16 protein-coding genes are annotated in these 18,702 nt (G+C 61.7%); 5 read left to right on the forward strand and 11 right to left on the reverse strand.

Features of this window, described 5'->3' with window-relative positions; all coding sequences use genetic code 11:
* Nucleotides 1-157: 157 nt before the first annotated feature.
* The 6 genes from sigJ to GAL_RS02640 all read right to left on the reverse strand — a co-directional run bounded on the left by sigJ (nucleotide 158) and on the right by GAL_RS02640 (nucleotide 7,463).
* Entirely contained in the window at nucleotides 158-1,039 is an 882-nt protein-coding gene (gene sigJ, locus GAL_RS02615; protein ID WP_024096040.1) for an RNA polymerase sigma factor SigJ, read from the reverse strand.
* The gene (locus tag GAL_RS02620; RefSeq protein ID WP_024096041.1) at nucleotides 1,036-1,506 is read right to left on the reverse strand and encodes a carboxymuconolactone decarboxylase family protein; all 471 of its coding nucleotides are present in this window, start codon (nucleotides 1,504-1,506) and stop codon (nucleotides 1,036-1,038) included. The genes sigJ and GAL_RS02620 overlap by 4 nt, the downstream gene beginning before the upstream one ends.
* Nucleotides 1,507-1,651: 145 nt before the next feature.
* A complete protein-coding gene (locus tag GAL_RS02625; RefSeq protein WP_024096042.1) occupies nucleotides 1,652-2,539 on the reverse strand; it encodes a dimethyl sulfoxide reductase anchor subunit family protein in 888 nt (295 codons plus the stop codon).
* Nucleotides 2,539-3,333 carry a 4Fe-4S dicluster domain-containing protein gene (locus GAL_RS02630; protein WP_024096043.1) on the reverse strand — a complete coding sequence of 265 codons (795 nt, stop codon included), beginning with the start codon at nucleotides 3,331-3,333 and terminating at the stop codon, nucleotides 2,539-2,541. The genes GAL_RS02625 and GAL_RS02630 overlap by 1 nt, the downstream gene beginning before the upstream one ends.
* A 79-nt stretch (nucleotides 3,334-3,412) precedes the next feature.
* Nucleotides 3,413-6,253: a molybdopterin oxidoreductase family protein gene (locus GAL_RS02635; protein ID WP_024096044.1), complete on the reverse strand. Its 2,841-nt coding sequence runs from the start codon at nucleotides 6,251-6,253 to the stop codon at nucleotides 3,413-3,415.
* 76 nt (nucleotides 6,254-6,329) lie between these two features.
* Entirely contained in the window at nucleotides 6,330-7,463 is a 1,134-nt protein-coding gene (locus GAL_RS02640; RefSeq protein WP_024096045.1) for a citrate synthase, read from the reverse strand.
* A gap of 32 nt (nucleotides 7,464-7,495) precedes the next feature.
* Between GAL_RS02640 and GAL_RS02645 the strand changes: the two genes are divergently transcribed.
* Nucleotides 7,496-8,347, forward strand: a complete 852-nt coding sequence (locus GAL_RS02645; RefSeq protein WP_024096046.1) for a phosphate acyltransferase — start codon at nucleotides 7,496-7,498, stop codon at nucleotides 8,345-8,347.
* Between the two features lie 37 nt (nucleotides 8,348-8,384).
* Here GAL_RS02645 and GAL_RS02650 read toward each other — a convergent pair whose 3' ends face one another.
* From GAL_RS02650 to pdxR, 4 genes are all read right to left on the reverse strand, one after another.
* Complete coding sequence (locus GAL_RS02650) at nucleotides 8,385-9,545, reverse strand: acetate/propionate family kinase (RefSeq protein WP_024096047.1); 1,161 nt, start codon at nucleotides 9,543-9,545, stop codon at nucleotides 8,385-8,387.
* On the reverse strand, nucleotides 9,542-10,288 hold the full coding sequence (locus GAL_RS02655) for a TSUP family transporter (protein ID WP_024096048.1): 747 nt from the start codon (nucleotides 10,286-10,288) through the stop codon (nucleotides 9,542-9,544). The genes GAL_RS02650 and GAL_RS02655 overlap by 4 nt, the downstream gene beginning before the upstream one ends.
* A gap of 5 nt (nucleotides 10,289-10,293) precedes the next feature.
* Nucleotides 10,294-12,069 carry a sulfoacetaldehyde acetyltransferase gene (gene xsc, locus GAL_RS02660; RefSeq protein WP_024096049.1) on the reverse strand — a complete coding sequence of 592 codons (1,776 nt, stop codon included), beginning with the start codon at nucleotides 12,067-12,069 and terminating at the stop codon, nucleotides 10,294-10,296.
* Between the two features lie 193 nt (nucleotides 12,070-12,262).
* Nucleotides 12,263-13,738, reverse strand: coding sequence for a MocR-like pyridoxine biosynthesis transcription factor PdxR (pdxR, locus tag GAL_RS02665; RefSeq protein WP_024096050.1), 1,476 nt, complete (start codon nucleotides 13,736-13,738; stop codon nucleotides 12,263-12,265).
* Between the two features lie 91 nt (nucleotides 13,739-13,829).
* Between pdxR and GAL_RS02670 the strand changes: the two genes are divergently transcribed.
* The 4 genes from GAL_RS02670 to GAL_RS02685 all read left to right on the forward strand — a co-directional run bounded on the left by GAL_RS02670 (nucleotide 13,830) and on the right by GAL_RS02685 (nucleotide 17,042).
* Nucleotides 13,830-14,609 carry a penicillin-insensitive murein endopeptidase gene (locus tag GAL_RS02670; RefSeq protein WP_244462780.1) on the forward strand — a complete coding sequence of 260 codons (780 nt, stop codon included), beginning with the start codon at nucleotides 13,830-13,832 and terminating at the stop codon, nucleotides 14,607-14,609.
* Between the two features lie 82 nt (nucleotides 14,610-14,691).
* Nucleotides 14,692-15,009, forward strand: a complete 318-nt coding sequence (locus tag GAL_RS02675; protein ID WP_024096052.1) for an ArsR/SmtB family transcription factor — start codon at nucleotides 14,692-14,694, stop codon at nucleotides 15,007-15,009.
* Nucleotides 15,002-16,030 (forward strand): permease, encoded by a 1,029-nt coding sequence (locus GAL_RS02680; protein ID WP_024096053.1) that lies wholly within the window; start codon nucleotides 15,002-15,004, stop codon nucleotides 16,028-16,030. The genes GAL_RS02675 and GAL_RS02680 overlap by 8 nt, the downstream gene beginning before the upstream one ends.
* A gap of 256 nt (nucleotides 16,031-16,286) precedes the next feature.
* Nucleotides 16,287-17,042 carry an SDR family oxidoreductase gene (locus GAL_RS02685; RefSeq protein ID WP_024096054.1) on the forward strand — a complete coding sequence of 252 codons (756 nt, stop codon included), beginning with the start codon at nucleotides 16,287-16,289 and terminating at the stop codon, nucleotides 17,040-17,042.
* An 82-nt stretch (nucleotides 17,043-17,124) separates the two neighbouring features.
* Here the strand turns inward: GAL_RS02685 and GAL_RS02690 are convergent, their stop codons facing one another.
* Nucleotides 17,125-18,522: an aminotransferase family protein gene (locus GAL_RS02690; RefSeq protein WP_024096055.1), complete on the reverse strand. Its 1,398-nt coding sequence runs from the start codon at nucleotides 18,520-18,522 to the stop codon at nucleotides 17,125-17,127.
* Nucleotides 18,523-18,702 lie beyond the last annotated feature (180 nt).

The following is an 18,702-nucleotide window of genomic DNA, read 5'->3' on the forward strand; positions in this document are numbered from 1 at the left end:
CTGCTTTGCACAGACCCTGACGGCACAGATGCCGCCGAGGCCGGTTTCCATGGTGTCCGGGGTCGTAAAGCCCGGCGGTGATCGCGATCTGGAACAGGGTAGCGCCGCCGGATGTATCAGCGGTAAGCGGGGCGTGCGCTGCCTGGGCAACGGCAGATCACCCCAGCACAGATGCCAGATGCCCTGTCTTATCCGGGTTGCGGGTGACATAGATGCAGGCAATCCGGCCGTCGCGAATATCCAGAGAGGTGGCTTGCAGGATGCCATCCTCGCCCCGGCTCAGAACGGCAGGCAGACCATTGAGCTGGCAGGCGCGCCACTTCTCCGGGACCGTCTGGTCGCTCTTGCGAGCCAGCCCCGCGAGCAGCCGTAGCACCTTGTCGCGTCCGTAGATCGGGTTGAGTGCGGCCATCGCCTTACCGCCGCCGTCGGAGATCAGCTGCACATCTTTGGTCAGCAACTGCGTCAGCGCGGCGGTATCGCCGGTTTTAGAGGCGCGAAAGAATGCCTCGGTCAGCGCGGCGCCTTGGTCTGGGTTGCTGGGGGCGTCCGGTCGTCGGGCCTGCACCTTGCGGCGCGCGCGGGTGGCCAGTTGGCGGCAAGCCTCGGGCGTGCGGTTCAGGGCAGAGGCCACATCGTTGTAAGAGCTGTCAAAGATATCATGCAAAAGGAAGGCCGCGCGTTCCAGGGGGGAGAGGGCATCCAGCGCCAGCAAAAGCGCAACCGAGACGTCATGATCCAACAACTCGGTGGTCTCATCCGTCAGCACCGGTTCCGGCAGCCATTCCCCCGGATAGGTCTCGCGCCGCACGCGGGCTGATTTCAGCTGATCCAGACAGAGCCGCGTGGTGATCCGCATCAGATAGCCGGTCGCATCCAGAACTTCACCCTTGGGTGCGGATTGCCAGCGCAGATAGGCGTCTTGCAGGATATCCTCGGCATCGGTCACGCTGCCCAGCATCCGGTAGGCGGCCGCAAACAATCGCGGCCGCGCTGTCAGAAACGCATCGGTTCCTGTGTCTTTGGTCTGTGCTGTCACGCCGCGTTGGCCCCGGTGGTGGTTTCGCTCACAGGGTGGGCGCTGCGAAAGCCGATTGCAATGCGGTTCCAGCTGTTGATGGCGCCGATCAGCAGCGTCAGCAGCACCTGTTCGCGCGGCTCGAACAGCTCTGCCACGGCGTCATAGTCGGCATCGGGTGCGGCGGTGGCTTCTACCCGTGTCAGCGCCTCACACCAGGCCAGCGCCGCGCGTTCGCGGGGCGTGTAGAGCGGCGATTCGCGCCATGCGTTCAGCAGATGCATCCGGTCCTCGCTCTCGCCCTGGGCGCGCATCTCATGGGTGTGCATATGGATGCAGAAGGCACAGCCGTTGATCTGGGAGGCGCGCAATTTCACCAGTTCCACCACGCTGAATTCCAAGGTGCTGTTCTTGAACAGGGCTTCCTGCTCCATCATCGGTTTGAACAGATCCCCGGCGGCAGAGAAATAATCGAGACGTTGCGACATCATTTGGTCCTTTCTGATGGGTTCAGAAACAGGACGAGGCAGCGGGTAGGTTTGTGACATGGCCGGTGCGATTTTTTGAAAAAAGATGTGGGCCATGAAAAAGGGCGCCACCGGGGCGCCCTGATTGTTGGGGGTTTGGGGAGGTTCAACGCTTGCCGTAATAAAGCCCGACCACATGTTCGGCCTGAGCAAAGAACAGCCAGCGCGAGACGGCAATTCCGGCGATGTGCAGCAGCACCGCCAGCCCCGCGAGCAGGTGTTTGAGCATCAGCCCCTCCACCGGCAGGATCAGGCAGATCAAGGGAAGCGCAAAGCCCAAGGAAAAGGCGATCACCCGCAGTTTCTGCGCATGTTTGCGCCCGACCACATGCACGAATTCCCGCAACAGATAGTTGGAGCCGGTATGGGGCGGCTCAAACGCGCGCACGGCACCACGATCTCCGAGGCCCGTCGCGGTGCCCATATCGGTGCCGGAGGTGGCAAAGGCCTGATCGCCTTTGGCCCAATAGGCCAGTTGCACCGAACCTGCGATGGCCAGCAACCAGGGGGCCAGCGCCTCCGCCCCGGCCAGCAGTGACCCGCCCGCAAGGCTGAAGGACAGGAACATCACCGGTGTCAGTGACATGTTCCAGCGCGGAATGGTCTTGAGCTGGGTGTAGATCATCGAGGTGGTAAAGACCGTCGCCAGCGACAGCGCTGCGCCGATCCAGCCAAGCGCCCACCAATGGGTGTCCAGAAACACCGCGCCAAAGGCAAAAAGCCCCATCACCATGAGGGCGGCAACAGCGCAGATGCCTTCGCGGCTGAGCCAGCTGGTTTTCCACTGGGTGAAGGCGCGCCAGGCCCGTTCCGGTCGGCCGAGGTGAAAGGTCGAGGCCAAGAGCCCGCCCACCGCAAAACCAAAGGCGATGGCGTAGAACACAAAGGCGACCCAGCCCGTCACCTCGGGTTTGCCAAGGCCAAGGAAGGTCAGAAGGCCAAAGCCGAGACCAGAGAGGGTGGTAAAGATGATAACAGAGGGTGCGGGATGCATCAGCTTGTCTCCTCTGCGGAATTGCCCGGTAGTTTGTCGAGCGCCTTGTCCAGCCAGCCGAGGAAGCCCTTGGGTTCTTCTGCGACAGGGGCCAGCAGCGGGGCCAGAATGTCGATCTGATCCTCGATCTGGTCCTTGGGGCGCGGGGGCAGGTATTTGTTCACGGGTTTGGTGCCCATTTCCGGCATCAGATCCATGCCGCCGCGCTCTGCCACCAGTTTGGAGACATCGCTGTCGGGATCGCCCAGATCGCCAAAGTGACGCGCGCCTGCCGGACAGGTCCGCACGCAGGAGGGCACACGGTCTACCTCTGGCAGATTTTCATTGTAGATCCGGTCCACACAGAGCGTGCATTTCTTCATCACCCCTTCGGCCAGATCCAACTCACGGGCGCCATAGGGGCAGGACCACGCGCAAAGGCCACAGCCGATGCAGTTGGATTCATTGACCAGAACGATGCCATCCTCCACCCGTTTGTAGCTGGCGCCGGTGGGGCAGACGGTGACGCAGGGGGCGTCTTCGCAATGCAGGCAGGATTTCGGAAAATGCACCAGTTGGGCCGCCGGGTTTGGTTGGCTCGCACATGGCGAAGGCTGCACCTCATAAGAATGCACGCGGTTGAGGAAGGTGCCGGAGGGATCGGCGCCATAGGCATTCTGATCTGATAACGGTGCGCCATAGTTTTCGGTGTTCCAGCCCTTGCAGGAAATCACACAGGCATGGCAGCCGACGCAGGTGTCAAGGTCGATGACCAGCCCCATCTTGCGGTCGGTCTTGGTGGGAAGCTCAGTCATTGCGTACCCTCAATGCAGAGTGCGGAACCAAGAAAATGTCTATTTTCTTGGCAATTTCCTCGGAAGAAAATTGGGTTGATCATTTGCCCACCTTCCATGTCAGGTCTTTGGGACCGGTGCCAACGGGTGAGGTTTGCGCCGGGACCGCGGGTTGGCTTTCGCTCAGATCCTGTGGCGCGGCGGCTTTTTCGATCTTCACCTTCAGATCGAACCAGGCGGCCTGACCGGTGATCGGGTCGGAATTGGCCCAGCGAAGCCCGTCGCCCTTGGGTGGCAGCAGTTCGTGGATGAGGTGATTGAGGAGGAAGCCCTTGGTGGCCTCGGGGGCATTTTCCTCAAGGGCCCATGCGCCCTTGCGCTTGCCGATGGCGTTCCAGGTCCAGACGGTGTTTTCATTGAGCGCGGCCATCTCCATCACGGGCACGGTGATTTCGCCATGAGGGGAGGTGACCTTGGCCCAGTCGCCATCGCTGAGGTTGTTCTCGCGCATCAGCTTGGTTGGCACATATAGGGGATTGCGGCCGTGGATCTGGCGCAGCCAGGCGTTCTGCGTGCCCCAGGAGTGATACATCGCCATGGGCCGCTGGGTGAGGGCGTTGACGGTGAAGCCCTCGTTGCCTTGCTGATCGGTTTCATACCAGATCGGCAGCGGGTCCATCGTCTCCTTGATGCGGTCGCGTAGGTACTCGGGCGGCTGACGCTCACCGTGGCCTTCGGCGGCGAGCTGGAATTTGCGCAACGGCTCCACATAGAGCTGGAACAGATAAGGCTGCGGGCTGTCAAAGAGGCCGAGATTCACCGCCCAGTCCTGATAGGCCATGTTCCAGGGTTTGAAATAGCTGGCCTCTGCCGGGATATGCTCAACAAAGAAACCACCGTTTTCGATGTATTTATCCAGCTGTTCGGGGTTCACCTCGCCCCGGCCGACCTTGCTGCCGTCCTCGCCCCGGAAACCTGCAAGCGGGCCGATGCCGGGTTTGCGTTCGTGGTTCACGATATAGTCGGCGTAGTCCTGCCATTTAGCTGTGCCGTCTTCATGGGTGAAGCCGGGCAGTTTCATTTTGTTGGCCAGTTGTACCAGCACGCTCTGGAAGCCCCGCACATCGCGGTCGGGTTCAACCACCGGCCAGCGGATCGCATCCGCCGCGCCGTCGGCCTCACAGATGGGACGGTCGAGCAGGGAGATACAGTCGTGGCGTTCCAGATAGGTGGTGTCGGGCAGGATCAGATCCGCATAAGCCACCATTTCCGATGAATATGCGTCAGAATAGATGATCCGGGGGATCACATAATCGCCGTTGTCGTCGGTATCGGTGAGCATCTCCATCACGCCGCGCGTATTCATCGAGGAGTTCCACGACATATTGGCCATATACATGAACAGCGTGTCGACCTTGTAAGGGTCACCGGCATGGGCGTTGGAGATCACCATATGCATCAGCCCGTGGCTGGACATCGGGTTTTCCCAGGTGAAGGCCTTGTCGATACGCGCCGGGCTGCCGTCGGTCTTCAGTGCCAGATGCTCCGGCCCATGGACAAAGCCCAGATGCGGGCCGTCTAGCGGTTTGTTCGGGGTGACGCGGCAATGGGGGGCGGGATGGGCCTCCACCGGTTTGGGGTAGGGCGGTTTGAAGCGAAAACCGCCGGGGGCCTCCACCGTGCCTAGCAGGATCTGCAACACATGCAGCGCGCGGCAGGTCTGGAACCCGTTGGCATGGGCCGAGACACCGCGCATAGAGTGCATGGCGACCGGGCGGCCTTTCATGGTTTTGTGGGTCTCACCGCGGAAATCGGTCCATTCCTGATCCAGCTCGAAGGCCTCATCAAACGCGACGCGGGCCAGTTCGGCGGCGATAGCGCGGATGCGCTTGGCGGAGACGCCGCAACGCTCGGCCACGGCTTCGGGGGCGTAGTCGTCGCTGAGGTAACGCTGGGCCATCAGTTGGAAGACGGACACATGGGTGATGTCGCCCATGGTGAAGGACCCGCCGAGGTCAGGACGCACACCGCGCATGTCAAAGGGGGCCAGCTTGCCGGTGGTGCGGTTGATCACCAGAGGCGCGCCATGGTCGTCGCGCAGGAACAGGCCGTAGTCAGGGCTGTCGGGGTCCTGATTGACCAGCACCGGCGCGTTGGTGAACTGGCTGAGATACTCCAGATCGATCTTTCCGGCCTTCATCAGCACATGCACCAGCGACAGGATAAACAACCCGTCGGTGCCCGGCGTGATACCGACCCAATCATCGGCCACAGCGTTATAGCCAGAGCGGATCGGGTTCACCCCGATGACGCGGGCGCCGCGCGCCTTGATCTTGCCGATGCCCATCTTGATGGGGTTGCTGTCGTGGTCTTCGGCGACGCCAAACAGCATGAACAGCTTGGTGTGATCCCAGTCGGGCTGGCCGAATTCCCAGAACGCGCCGCCCATCGTGTAGATGCCGGCGGTGGCCATATTGACCGAGCAGAACCCGCCGTGGGCCGCATAGTTGCAGGTGCCGAAGTTTTGCGCCCAGAAGCTGGTGAAGCTCTGGGATTGGTCACGCCCGGTAAAGAACGCCAGTTTCTCCGGGTTGTCTTTGCGGATCGGTTCCAGCCAGCCAGCAGCAATGTCCAGCGCCTCATCCCAGGAGATTTCCTCGAACTTGCCGGAGCCACGTGGGCCGACGCGTTTCATCGGCGCGCGCAGGCGCGAGGGGGCGTTGTGCTGCATGATCCCGGCCGAACCCTTGGCGCAGAGCACGCCCTTGTTCACCGGATGATCGCGGTTGCCTTCGATGTAGGCGACCTTTTTCTGGCCATCCTTATCCGTCTTCATGTGGACGTTGATGCCGCAACGGCAGGCGCACATGTAGCAGGTGGTCTGGCGGATCTCGTCCGATACAGGCGGCGAGGTCTCTAGCTGGGGCTGGGTATGTGCCATGGTGTCCCTGTCTGATGATGCGCCGGGCCTGCATGGGCCGGGCGGCGTTATTTGGTGTGTCGCTGAATGGGTGGGATCAGCGTGCGTTTGGTGGAACATAGGCGCGGGGTTCCGGCCCGTTGTAAAGGGTCAGCGGGCGGATCAGGATATTGCCGCGCTGCTGTTCGATGCACTGGATGATCCAGCCGGGCATCCGGCCGATGGCAAAGATCGGTACGTAGAGATCCATTGCGATGCCGTGCAGCTGGTAGATCACGCCGGAATAGAAATCGACATTCACGTTCAGACCGTGGCGCGCGTAGGGCTGCATGGCCTCCACCACGGCCTGCAGGATTTCATACCATTCTGGCGCGCCCATTTCCGCGCCCAGCTGGCGCACGCCCTCGCGCATGTGGCGCGCGCGGGGATCTTCCTTGCGGTAGACACGGTGGCCAAAGCCTGTGACGGCCTCCTTGGCGGCGCGCTTGGCCTTTACGTAGGCGGCGGCTTTGTCGGGGGTGCCGATCTCATGCACCATTTTCATCACGTCCTCGGCGGCGCCGCCATGGGCCGGACCAGCGAGGGTGGAGAGCGCGGTGACGATGCCGCCGTGGAGATTGGTTTCGGTCCCGATGGTGACCCGCGCGGCAAAGCTGGAGGCATTGGCACCATGTTCGGCGTGCAGGATGAAATCGACATCTGCCAGTCGGGTGGCCTCGGGTGTGGGTTTTTCGCCCTTCAGCATCCAAAGCCAGTTTCCCGCATGGGTGAGATCCATGTCGGGGGCCACCACCTCGCGCCCGTTTCGAATGGCATCATGGGCGGCGATGATGATCGGCACCTGCGAAATCAGCCGAATCCCGTTGGTCACAAAGGCGTCTTCGCCCACCTGCTGGCTGTCTGGTTCGAGCGCGGCGAGGGCGGAGACTGCGGTACGAAGCACATCCATCGGGTGACCATCCTTGGTGGCACGGATGATATCCAGCACCGGGGCAGGCAATACGCGGGCGGCTTTCAATGCGGTGTCAAATTCTGCGAGTTGATCCGCATCAGGCAATTCGCCATGGATCAGCAGGTAGCAGACCTCCTCAAACGTGGAATGCGTGGCCAGATCGTGGATCGAATAGCCGCGATAACTCAGCTCGCCCTTGGCGCCATCAATGTCGGAAACCCCGGAGCGTTCGAAGTAGATCCCCTTGAGACCGCGGTTGATCTTGACGTTATCGCTCATTGCTGGCTCCTTTCCCCGCAAGGGAGAACAAAATGACTGTACTTGAAAACGCATATGCGCTGGCTCGGGATCGCAAGGCACGGGTGGTATTTCCCGAAATGGATGATCCCAGAGTGGCGGCTGCGGTGGACCAGCTGACCCGTGAGGGGCTGGTGGAGGCGGTGCCTTTGGCGCCGGTGTCCGACGCGCATGTTGAGGTGCTGGTGGCGGCGCGCGGCATGAAGGAAGGCATTGCGAAGCGGGCGCTTTCCAAACCCCTGTACCGCGCGGCGGCTATGGTGGCTGCGGGAGAGGCGGATGCAATGGTAGCGGGTGCAGATGTGCCCACGCGCCGGGTGATTGAGGCGGCGAGCATCGGCATCGGGCTGGACGCGGGGGTCAGCACGGCCTCGTCGTTCTTCCTGATGGTGTTTCCGGACGGGCGCGAATTGGTGTTTGCCGATTGCGCCGTAAATGTCGCGCCGGATGCGGTGCAACTGGCGGATATTGCACGGGCCTCGGCACGTTCGGCAGAGGCTCTTTTGGGGTCAGCACGGGTTGCGATGCTGTCGTTTTCCACCGGCACCTCGGGCGATGGTGACAGTGTGGCGCTGGTGCGCGCGGCGGCAGAGGCCAGCGGATTTGCCGGGCCGGTGCAAGCGGATGCCGCGCTGAACCCTGTGATTGCGGAGAAGAAAGGCATCGCGCCGGTTGAGGCCAATGTGCTGATCTTCCCGACGCTGGATGCGGGGAACATCGGATACAAGCTTTGCCAGGAGTTGGGCGGCGCGCAGGCGCTGGGGCCGTTCTTGCAGGGCTTTGCCAAGCCGGTCTGTGATCTGAGCCGGGGTGCCTCGGTCGAGGATATCGTGGCGGCGACCGTGTTGACGGTGGCGCAGATCTGATCCTGCACGTGATATGAAAGGAGGACGGGGGTGGCGATCATGACGCCCCCATCAGGGTCTGGGCATCCATGGCGATCTGACGCTCTTCCTCGGCCTCGACCACCCAGATTGCCACTTTGGAGCTGCCCGCGTGCAGGCGTGATTTGCGGGCGTGGTTGGCATCCACATCCATACGCGCACCGACCCATTCCAGACCGCGTAGAATGCGGGCGCGGACTGCCACCGCGTTTTCGCCGATACCGCCGGTGAAGGCGATGGCATCCAGCCCTTCCATGGCAGCAATCAGGCTGCCTGCGTGACGCAGGCTCCAGTAGCAGAAATGTTCGATCGCAAAGGCGCTGTCGGCGCTGGGGTCCAGCATCAGGTTGCGCATGTCGGATTTGCCACCAGAGAGACCCAGAAGACCGCTTTCGTTGTTGAGGATCGCCTTGGTGCGGTCGAGGCCGTTATCCTCGACAAGGCGCAGCACCGCATTGGCGTCGATGCCGCCGGACCGGGTGCCCATGGTCAGGCCATCAAGCGGCGAATAGCCCATGGTGGTGGCGACGGACTGGCCATTGCGGATCGCACAGAGCGAAGCCCCGTTGCCGAGGTGAAACGCCAGCAGGCGCGAGGGCAGGGCGGCGCCGGAAATCTCCGGCAGGCGCCGCACCAGCGAGGCGTAGGACAGACCGTGAAACCCGTAGCGGCGGATGCCCTTCGTTTCTTCTACGCGGGGGATCGCATAGCGGGTTGCGACCTCAGGGTTGGTGGCATGGAACGAGGTGTCAAAGCTGGCAAATTGCGGCAGGTCCGGCGCGGTGGTGGCCATTGTGTCAATCGCCGCGAGGCTGTGGGGGTTGTGCAGCGGAGCCAGCGGCGTGCAGTCGGCGATTTCGGCCCGGATCTCGGGGGTGATGCGCAGTGGTTTAGTCAGCTTGCGCCCGCCATGGACGACCCGGTGGCCCACCGCTGCCAGCTGCGTCGGGTCAACCCCGTGGTCGGGCAGGGCTGCAAGGATCGCGGCCAGCGCTTCGGCATGGGTGGGGAACTGGCTGTCGCTGCTGTCGCCTTCGATGCGCAAACGCGATTGCGGCGTGCCGATGCCCTCTGCCAGACCGGCGATGCGCTGGCTAAGATCCGCATCGAAGATCGCGAATTTGATCGAGGAGGACCCGGCATTGAGGACCAGAATGTCGGTGGCAGCAGATGTGGTCATAGCGCAGCCTTCACGATGTTGAGGGCCGCCAGTGCCGCCAGCAGTGTAACGACATAGCGGCGGAACAAGTGCGGTGCGGCCAAAGCAAAGCCGCGTGAGCCGACCCAGACGCCCGCGCCGAGGATGGGAAAAGCGAGGAGAACACCCCAAAGCGTGTCCGGGCCGGTCAGCCCGTGGGCGGACATTACCGGCAGCGCCATCAGGTCAATTCCAGTGAGAAACACAATCATGGTGGCGCGAAACACCGCAGGCGGGATCGGCTGCGCGGTCATGAAGGCAGCAGCGGGCAGACCGCCAACGCCGGCGCTGTTGGCCATGCCGGAGGCCATACCCACCGCCACATGGCCTGTGGTTCCGATGGGGCGCGCGAGGCTCCAACCGCTGAGCAATAGCAGGCTGAGGGCGAGGATCAGGAGAGAGATCACCAGCCGCGCCTGATCAGGACCAAGGCGGGACATCACCGCGACGGCGGGCAGCGTGGCAACAGCAGCACCTGCTAAAAGAGCCAGGGATCTGCGCCAGTCGATATGGGGGCGGATGCCGCGGGCCTGAAAGACCGTCATCGCGATCTCGCAGGCAAAGACCACGGGGATCAGCGGCAGCGGATTGGTGACGAGCGCGGCGAGAATGATGAAGATCGCGGAGAACCCAAAGCCGGAGTATCCGCGGATAAAGGCCGCCGCAAATAATGCGGCGGCCAGAAAGGCGCCCTCGCCCGTTGAGAGATCAAAAGGCAGGGGCATATACGTCAGACCTGCTGCTCGCGCATGTCGGCCTTGTCGATGCCTGCCACGCGGACCGGCTTCTTCATGGCGTCACGGCGGAACGGCTCACCCAGCTCTTGGTTGATCATGGCTTCGATCAGGGTGGTCTTGCCGTTTTTCTGATCCTCGATGGCCTGCGCAAGTGCCGAGGTCAGCTCATCCATGGTGCGGGCCACCACACCGTTGAGACCACAGGCGCTGGCAATGCCCGCATAAGAGACCTGCTCGTCCAGCTCGGTGCCGACGAAGTTATCATCGAACCACAGGGTGGAGTTCCGCTTCTCTGCGCCCCACTGGTAGTTGCGGAACACGATATGGGTGATCGCGGGCCATTCGCCGCGGCCAATCGCGGTCAGCTCGGTCACGGCGATGCCGAAGGCACCATCGCCAGAGAAGCCGACAACCGGGGTGTCGGGGCAACCGATCTTGGCGCCGACAATCGCGGGCAGACCATAGCCACAGGGACCAAAGAGGCCGGGAGCAAGGTATTTGCGTCCCTCGTCGAAGGATGGGTAGGCGTTGCCGATGGCGCAGTTGTTGCCGATGTCGGAGGAGATGATCGCCTCACGCGGGAGGGCCTGCTGGATGGCGCGCCACGCCATGCGGGGGCTCATCCATTCGGGTTTGTCGGCGCGGGCGCGTTCGTTCCAGGTGGTGCCCGGATCGTCATCCTCGTGGGTCATTTCGGTGAGTTGCTGCGCCCAGCGGGATTTGGTTTCCGAGATGCGGTTCTTACGCTCTGCGCGACCGGTGTCACCAGCGGTGTCGCTCAGCTGGGAGAGGATCCCGGAGGCCACTTTGGCGGCGTCGCCGATGATGCCGACGGAGACCTTCTTGGTCAGGCCAATACGATCGGGGTTGATGTCGACCTGAATGATCTTGGCATCAGCGGGCCAGTACTCCATGCCGTAGCCGGGCAGGGTGGAGAAGGGGTTCAGACGGGTGCCGAGGCAGAGAACGACGTCGGCGTCTTTGATCAGTTCCATCCCGGCTTTGGAGCCATTGTAACCCAGCGGACCGGCAAACAGCGGGTGGTTGCCGGGGAAGGCGTCATTGTGCTGATAGCCCACGCAGACCGGGGCATCGAGACGTTCGGCTAGCTCTTGCGACGCGGCGATGCCGCCTTGGGACAGAACCACACCGGCGCCGTTCAGGATCACGGGGTTCTTGGCTTCGGACAGCAGTTTGGCGGCGTCACTGACGGCGGTTTCGCCACCGGAGGGGCGCTCAAACTCGACAATGGCGGGCAGTTCGATGTCGACAACCTGGGTCCACATGTCACGCGGGATGTTCAGCTGCGCCGGAGCCGACGCGCGTTTGGCGTTCATGATGACGCGGTTCAGCACTTCGGCCACACGAGAGGGGTCGCGGACCTCTTCCTGATAGGCGACGCAGTCGGCGAACATGCGCATCTGTTCCATTTCCTGGAAACCACCCTGACCGATGGTCTTATTCGCGGCCTGCGGTGTGACCAGCAAGAGCGGGGTGTGATTCCAGTAGGCGGTTTTCACAGCGGTCACAAAGTTGGTGATGCCGGGGCCGTTCTGAGCGATCATCATCGACATCTTGCCGGTGGCGCGGGTGTAGCCGTCCGCCATCATCCCGCCGGAGCCTTCATGGGCGCAGTCCCAGAAGGTGATCCCCGCTTCTGGGAAAATGTCGGAAATCGGCATCATGGCCGAACCGATAATGCCAAACGCATGTTGGATGCCGTGCATTTGCAGTGTTTTTACAAATGCTTCCTCGGTGGTCATTTTCATCGCGTATTCTCCTGATGAGACGCCAAAAGGGCCGGCACGAAGGCCGGGATACATCCGGTTTATTCCGCGGGGCGAAGGGCAGTTAGGGCCAGTTCCTGTATCGGCTTAGTACCAGTATGCGATAGGGTGCCGAATGCTGCGGTGCGGCGTCAATCTAAAGGCCCGGAGGCGGGCGCATTGCAGCTGTGGCAAGCTAGCCAGCCTTTGCACGACTGGGGCGCAGGGCCTCTGCGATGAGGGCCAGTCCGGGCGCGATCCGGTTGGACGGGATCGAAGAATACCCCAGGCGGTAATAGTTCTGTTTGCGATGTTCCGCCGCGAAGAATGGCGCACCGGGTTCGATCAGGACGCTCTTTGTCTTCAGGGATTGGGCGACCGCCGCAGTATCTACATTGGCGTCGGCGCGCATCCAAAGGGAGGAGCCGCCGTAGACGCCGACGCCTGCCACGCTAAGCCCGTGATGGGTCACCGCCTCTTCGATCACGCAGCGGCGGTCATGCAGAACCTTGGCCATGCGGCGAATCTGGGCATCGTAGTGACCCAGTGACAGGAAATAGGCCACGGTGCGCTGTACATGACCGGGCGGGTGGCGCAGCACATTGGCGCGCAGGGCGCGAGCCTGCCGGATGAAGGGCTCGGATCCGACCAGATAGCCAAGGCGCAGGCCGGGGAAGAGCGATTTGGAGAAGCTGCCGACATAGACCACCCGACCATCTGCATCGAGGGACTTCAGCGCCGGTGAGGGTGCGCCGAGGAAGGACATCTCGAATTCATAGTCATCCTCGACAATCACCGCATCAATATCGCGGGCGCGGTCCAGCAGCTGTTTGCGACGCGCCATCGGCATGGTGGCTGTGGTCGGGCTCTGGTGGCTGGGGGTGGTGAAAATGACATCGGTGTCATCCCGGATGGTGTCGGGTGGCAACCCGTCATGGTCCACCGGCAGGCAGTCGATCTCGCAGCCGCGATAGACCAGTTGATCGCGCAGGGTATAATAGGTCGGATCCTCCAGCGCGGCCTTGCGCCCCGGACCCAGCAGCAGCTGTGCCACCAGCCAAAGCGCATTCTGCGCCCCAAGGGTGATCAGGATTTCCTCTGGCCGGGCAGAGATGCCGCGGCGGGGCAGGGTGTGGCGGGCGATATATTCCACCAGAAGCGGATCGTCCTGATCGAAGTAATCATTGGTGAGCGCGGCGAAATCCTTTTGCCCCAGTGCCCGCAGCGCACAGAGCCGCCAGTTGGCGTGGTCAAACAGCGAGGCATCCGCCTGCCCGTAGATGAAAGGATAGCGATAGTCGCGCCAGTCCTGTGGTTTGCGGGGCGTGTCGCCGCCGCAGTAGTTGCCGACGATGGCCGTGGACCAGTCCACCGTATCCGCAGATTTCTGCGAGGGCGCGTAGCTGGGCGGCACCGGGGCGTTTTCGGAAACATAATACCCAGACCGTCCCTTGGAGATCAGGTAGTCATTGGCCAAAAGCTCTGTATAGGCGAGCGTCACGGTGATGCGGCTGATGCCCAGATGTGCGGCCAATTTGCGCGAGGAGGGCAGTTTCTCCCCCACGCGCAAGCGGCCCGAGAGAATACCCTCGGCAATCATTTCCTGGATTTGCGCCTGCAGGGTGCCATGCGCATCGGGGTTCAGAAAGAAGGTGTCGACAGAAATAGCCATGAATCACTGTAGGCTGGACATAAATGGGGTGCAATCTGGACTTACTCATTTTTATGTCTTGCTGCGAGAAACTCATCGGTGTCGATCTTGATTGCAATCGACGCCCGGCTTTTGGCATGTTCTGCCCATGACAAAGTTGGTAGGTCACGGCCTGATTGTACTGTTCCTGACTATGGTGACGCAGATTGGTGGGCTGGCCTGGCTGGTTTCGCGGTTGTTCCGCAGATCCTTGCTTGCCTTCGTCATTGTTTATGCGGCCTTCAGTTTTGCGGCGCAGTACACAGCCCCGGTCTTTGGCAGAACGCCGCTCAGCTGTTTTGGATCAGGAAACCTGCAAGTTCAGTCCTGGTTTTACTGTGCCTTGAACAGAACCTATGTGTCGCCCGCGTTGCTTGAGGTGTTGCAGGACAATGCGGATGCTGTCGCGCGGGAGTACCCGGGCACGGTTACACTCGTCTTGGATGGCAACTTCCCGTTCTGGGATGGGTTCCCACTGCTGCCACATCTTTCACATGATGATGGAGAGAAGGCGGACTTGGCGTTCTTCTATAGCGAGGATGGTCGATATGTTCCGGGGGCGGTACGGTCGCCCATTGGCTATTTCGCATTTGAGTCTGGGCCGACTGAGTGCCGCAAGTCTTGGTTGTCTCTGCGCTGGGACCTGGGCTGGGCGCAGGGGATTTGGCGAGATCTGCTTTTTGAAGAGGGCAGAACATTTTTTCTGGTGAAGGTACTGGCAGAAGATGCGCGGGTTCAGAAGGTGTTTATTGAGCCCCATCTAAAGGACAGGATGGGCGCAGACTTTCGCAAAATCAGGTTTCAGGGCTGCCGTGCCGCCCGTCATGACGACCACATACACGTCCAGCTTTAGTTGGGTCATGGAAATGGGTTGATATAGTTCGTTGATTCGATAAAACCAGTTTTATCGAATCAACTTTTGTCGGAGCGTAGCTATGGAATGGGAACAGGCGGCGGGTGGATTTGCTGCGATGGGGTCGGAGGCGCGGCTGGCGGTGTTGCGCTGTCTGGTGCGCGCGGGCGACGGCGGGCTGATGGTGCAGGATATCCGGGACCGGACCGGCATCGCACCTTCCACATTGGCCCATCATCTGAAACTGCTGGCTGGAGCCGGGTTGATCCTGCAGCGCAAGGACGGGCGCAGCACCTATAACACGGCGGACTATGATCAGTTGAAACAACTGGCGGGGTTTATCCTCAGTGAATGCTGCGCGGATGATGTCCCTATCCGGGAGGTGGCAAACGATGGCTGAGCTGACACAAAACCCACGCCCCGCAGGCTTGATTGCGCGGGGGCTGAAGACCCCCTGGGCGCTCTGCGTGGCGATCGTGATGGCGGTGGCTGTGTTGGATCCTGGCAATCTGGCGGAGGTCATCCGTTTTGCCGGGGCGGCGCTGCTGCATACCGGGCGGTATATCCTCTTTGCGGTGTTGCTGCTCTCCTATCTCAAGGCGACGGGGGCCGAGGTGATGGTGGCGCGCGCCTTTGAGGGGCGTGAAGTGCGGATGATCTTCTTGGCGGCGGTCTTTGGCGGGTTGGCACCGTTCTGTTCCTGCGAGGTCATTCCGTTCATTGCGGGTCTTCTGGCGCTGGGCGCGCCGCTTTCTGCGGTGATGGCGTTCTGGCTGGCCTCGCCCCTGATCGACCCGCCAACGCTGCTGATCACCGCAGGCGCACTAGGCTGGCCCTTTGCCATTGCCAAAGCGGTGGCGGCGGTGGCGCTGGGGCTGTTTGGCGGTTTTGCCATCAAGGCGCTGCGGGGCGCGGGTGCCTTTGCCAGCCCGCTGAAGCAGGCGCCGGCGTCGGGCTGCTGTGGCTGTGGCGCGCCGAAGGCAGAGGCGCCGGTCTGGGCCTTCTGGCGGGAGCCTGCGCGGCGCAGCCAGTTCCGGCAGGAGTTTGTGAGCAATGGTCTGTTTCTGGTGAAATGGCTGACGCTGGCCTATGTGCTGGAGGCGCTCTTGGTGTCCTATGTGCCGGCCGATCTGATTGCTGGCGTGGTTGGTGGTGAAGGCCTGCTGCCGATTGCCACTGCGGCGCTGGTGGGGATGCCTGCCTATCTCAACTCCTATGTGGCGCCGCCCTTGCTGGCGGGTCTGATGGAACAGGGGATGAGTGCGGGGGCTGCGATGGCGTTCATGGTGGCGGGTGCAGTGAGTTCAATCCCGGCGATGGCGGCAGTGTGGTCACTGGTGAAACCGCAAGTCTTTGCCACCTATCTGGCGCTGGGGATCACCGGCGCGATCCTGTCTGGGATCTTGTTTCAGATGGTCTGAGGAGCCGGGACCGGGCGGGATGCTCCCGTCCGGTGCGCGGCATCTGAGATGCCTGACACCCGTTGGGCCAAGCGCCGCGCAAATGCGCGGCGCTGTCGCGTCTGGGGCGGCGTTACCTGGCGGTCCGGGACCGGCGGCCTCCGCGACCCGTTTCCTGCGGGAAAGTGAAGAGCCTCCGCTGCAACCGCATGAAACGGGTCGAGTGCATGTCAGTGAGGCGGTTAGCTCAGGGCGTCAACCAATGGAGGCTTTGATCATGGAACTAAAAGACAAGACACTTATCATCACCGGCGCAAGCAGTGGCATCGGTGCTGCTGCGGCGTTGTTGTTTGCGGCAGAAGGGGCCAATGTCGTGCTGGGTGCCCGGCGGCAGGCTGAGCTGCAAACCCTTGCAGGTCAGATAAATCAAAGCGGTGGGCGGGCCGCCAGCCTGGCCGGGGATGTTACCGAGGAATCCTATTCAGAATCTTTGGTGGCCTTGGCGACAGAAGCGTTTGGCGGGCTGGACGGCGCCTTTAACAACGCGGGCATCATGGGAGACATGGGGCCGGTTGAGCAGATGGATGCCGCCAACTGGAACGCCGTCCTCACGGCAAACCTGACCGGCGCGTTTTTCTCGGCCAAGGCGCAGATCCCGGCTCTGCGCGCACGCGGCGGGGGCGCGCTGGTGTTTACCGGATCCTTTGTTGGGTTCAGCAATGGCGGCATGCCTGGCATGGGGGCCTATGCGGCGTCTAAGGCGGGATTGATCGGCCTGGTTCAGTCGCTGGCGTCCGATCTTGCTGCAGAGGGCATCCGGGCAAACGCGCTGCTGCCGGGCGGAACCAAAACCGCCATGGCGGGGGACGATCCGGACACACACAGTTTTATCTCGGGGTTGCACCCGATGAAACGGATGGCCGCGCCGGTGGAAATTGCCCAAGCTGCGCTGTTTCTTCTGTCGGACCGGTCCAGTTTCGTGACCGGCGGTCCGGTGGCGGTGGATGGCGGAATCGCGGCGCGGCTTGTCTGAACCCGACCGGGCCAACTGTCTCAACAAGAAAGCGCCCCGGACATACCGGGGCGCAATTCGTTCCTCCAACAGGGGAAATGTATCAGCCAAACACTTTGGTCAGGGCGACATCCACCGCGTCGGTGATCTTGTCCACGTCCTCGGGCGTCACGATCAGCGCCGGGCTGAAGCAGAGGGTGTTGTTCTTGCCCGGAATGGAGCGGTTGGTCACGCCGATGATAACGTTCTGATTGCCACATTCGGCCACAACCGCCTGTGCCAGTTTCTCGTCCACCGGCGCCTTCGTTTCGCGGTCTGCAACCAGCTCGGCGCCAAGGAACAGACCCTTGCCGCGCACATCGCCGATCACCTGATGCTTCTCCATCAGCGCCTCAAGGTTGGATTTCATCCGCTCCCCCATGGCGGTGCAGTTCTCCAGCAGGTTCTCATCCTCGATGATCTGCATATTGACCAGCGCGGCGGCGGGGCCGGCGGTGCAGCCACCAAAGGTGGAGATGTCGCGGAAGTAGTTCATCGGATCACTGGCGTCATCCTTGAACATATTGAAGACGTCTTCGGTGGTGACGAGGCAGGCAATTGCGGCATAGCCCGAGGCGACGCCTTTGGCCATGGTCACGAAATCAGGCTGAATGCCGTAGTGCTGATAGCCGAACCAAGTGCCGGTGCGGCCGACGCCACAGACCACTTCGTCGATATGGAGCAGCACGTCGTACTGCTTGCAGATCTCCTGCACGCGCGGCCAGTAACCTTCGGGGGCCTCAATGACGCCACCACCTGCGGTTACAGGTTCAAGGCAGAGCGCGCCAACGGTGTCGGGGCCTTCGCGCAGGATGACCTCCTCGATCAGATTTGCGGCTGCAATGCCGAACTCCTTGCCGGAGAGATGCTCCAGACCCAGCTCGTGCTTGCGGTATTCCATGCAATGGGGGACCTTCACAAAATCCGGGGCGAAGGGGCCATATTGCATATTGCGCTCTTCCTGGCCGCCTGCGGACATCGCTGCGAGGGTGGAGCCGTGGTAGTCGCGGTCGCGGTACAGGATCTTGGTTTTCTTGCCACCGTATTTCTTGTGCGCGATCTGGCGCACCATCTTGAAGGCTTTCTCATTCGCCTCCGAGCCAGAGTTGTTGTAGTAGACGCGGCTCATGCCCGGCATCTTCTCGATCAGCTTTTCGGCAAACAACGCACCGGGGATCGAGCCTGCGGATTGTGCGAAATAGCAGAGCTTCATCAGCTGGTCATAAACGGCCTTGGCGATTTCCTCGCGGCCATAGCCGACATTGACGGTCCAGACCCCGCCGGAAACGGCGTCGAGCCATTCCTTGCCGTTCTGGTCCCAGACCCGCATGCCCTTGCCCTCGACGATGATGCGGGGGTCGTTTTCTTCAAACGGCTTGTGCTGGATCAGGTGATGCCAGACGTTTGCCTTATCGGCGGCGATGACCCGGCTCAGGTCGTTTTCATTGAACGTGCCATCCATGACATGCCCTTTCCACGTTGTTCGAAAATGCGGTCTGCCATGGATTGGCTGGCCAGACTCGCCCTGTATCCACGAAACGCTATATTTACGTTTTGCTCTAGGTCCAGTTGCCGACGCAATTTAGCTCCAGACGCGGGGTGGGCGGAGACCTGTGGTAAAAAACATTTGTTCTGAATTTGT

Origin of the sequence: Phaeobacter gallaeciensis DSM 26640 (assembly GCF_000511385.1) — a bacterium.
GTDB lineage: Bacteria > Pseudomonadota > Alphaproteobacteria > Rhodobacterales > Rhodobacteraceae > Phaeobacter > Phaeobacter gallaeciensis.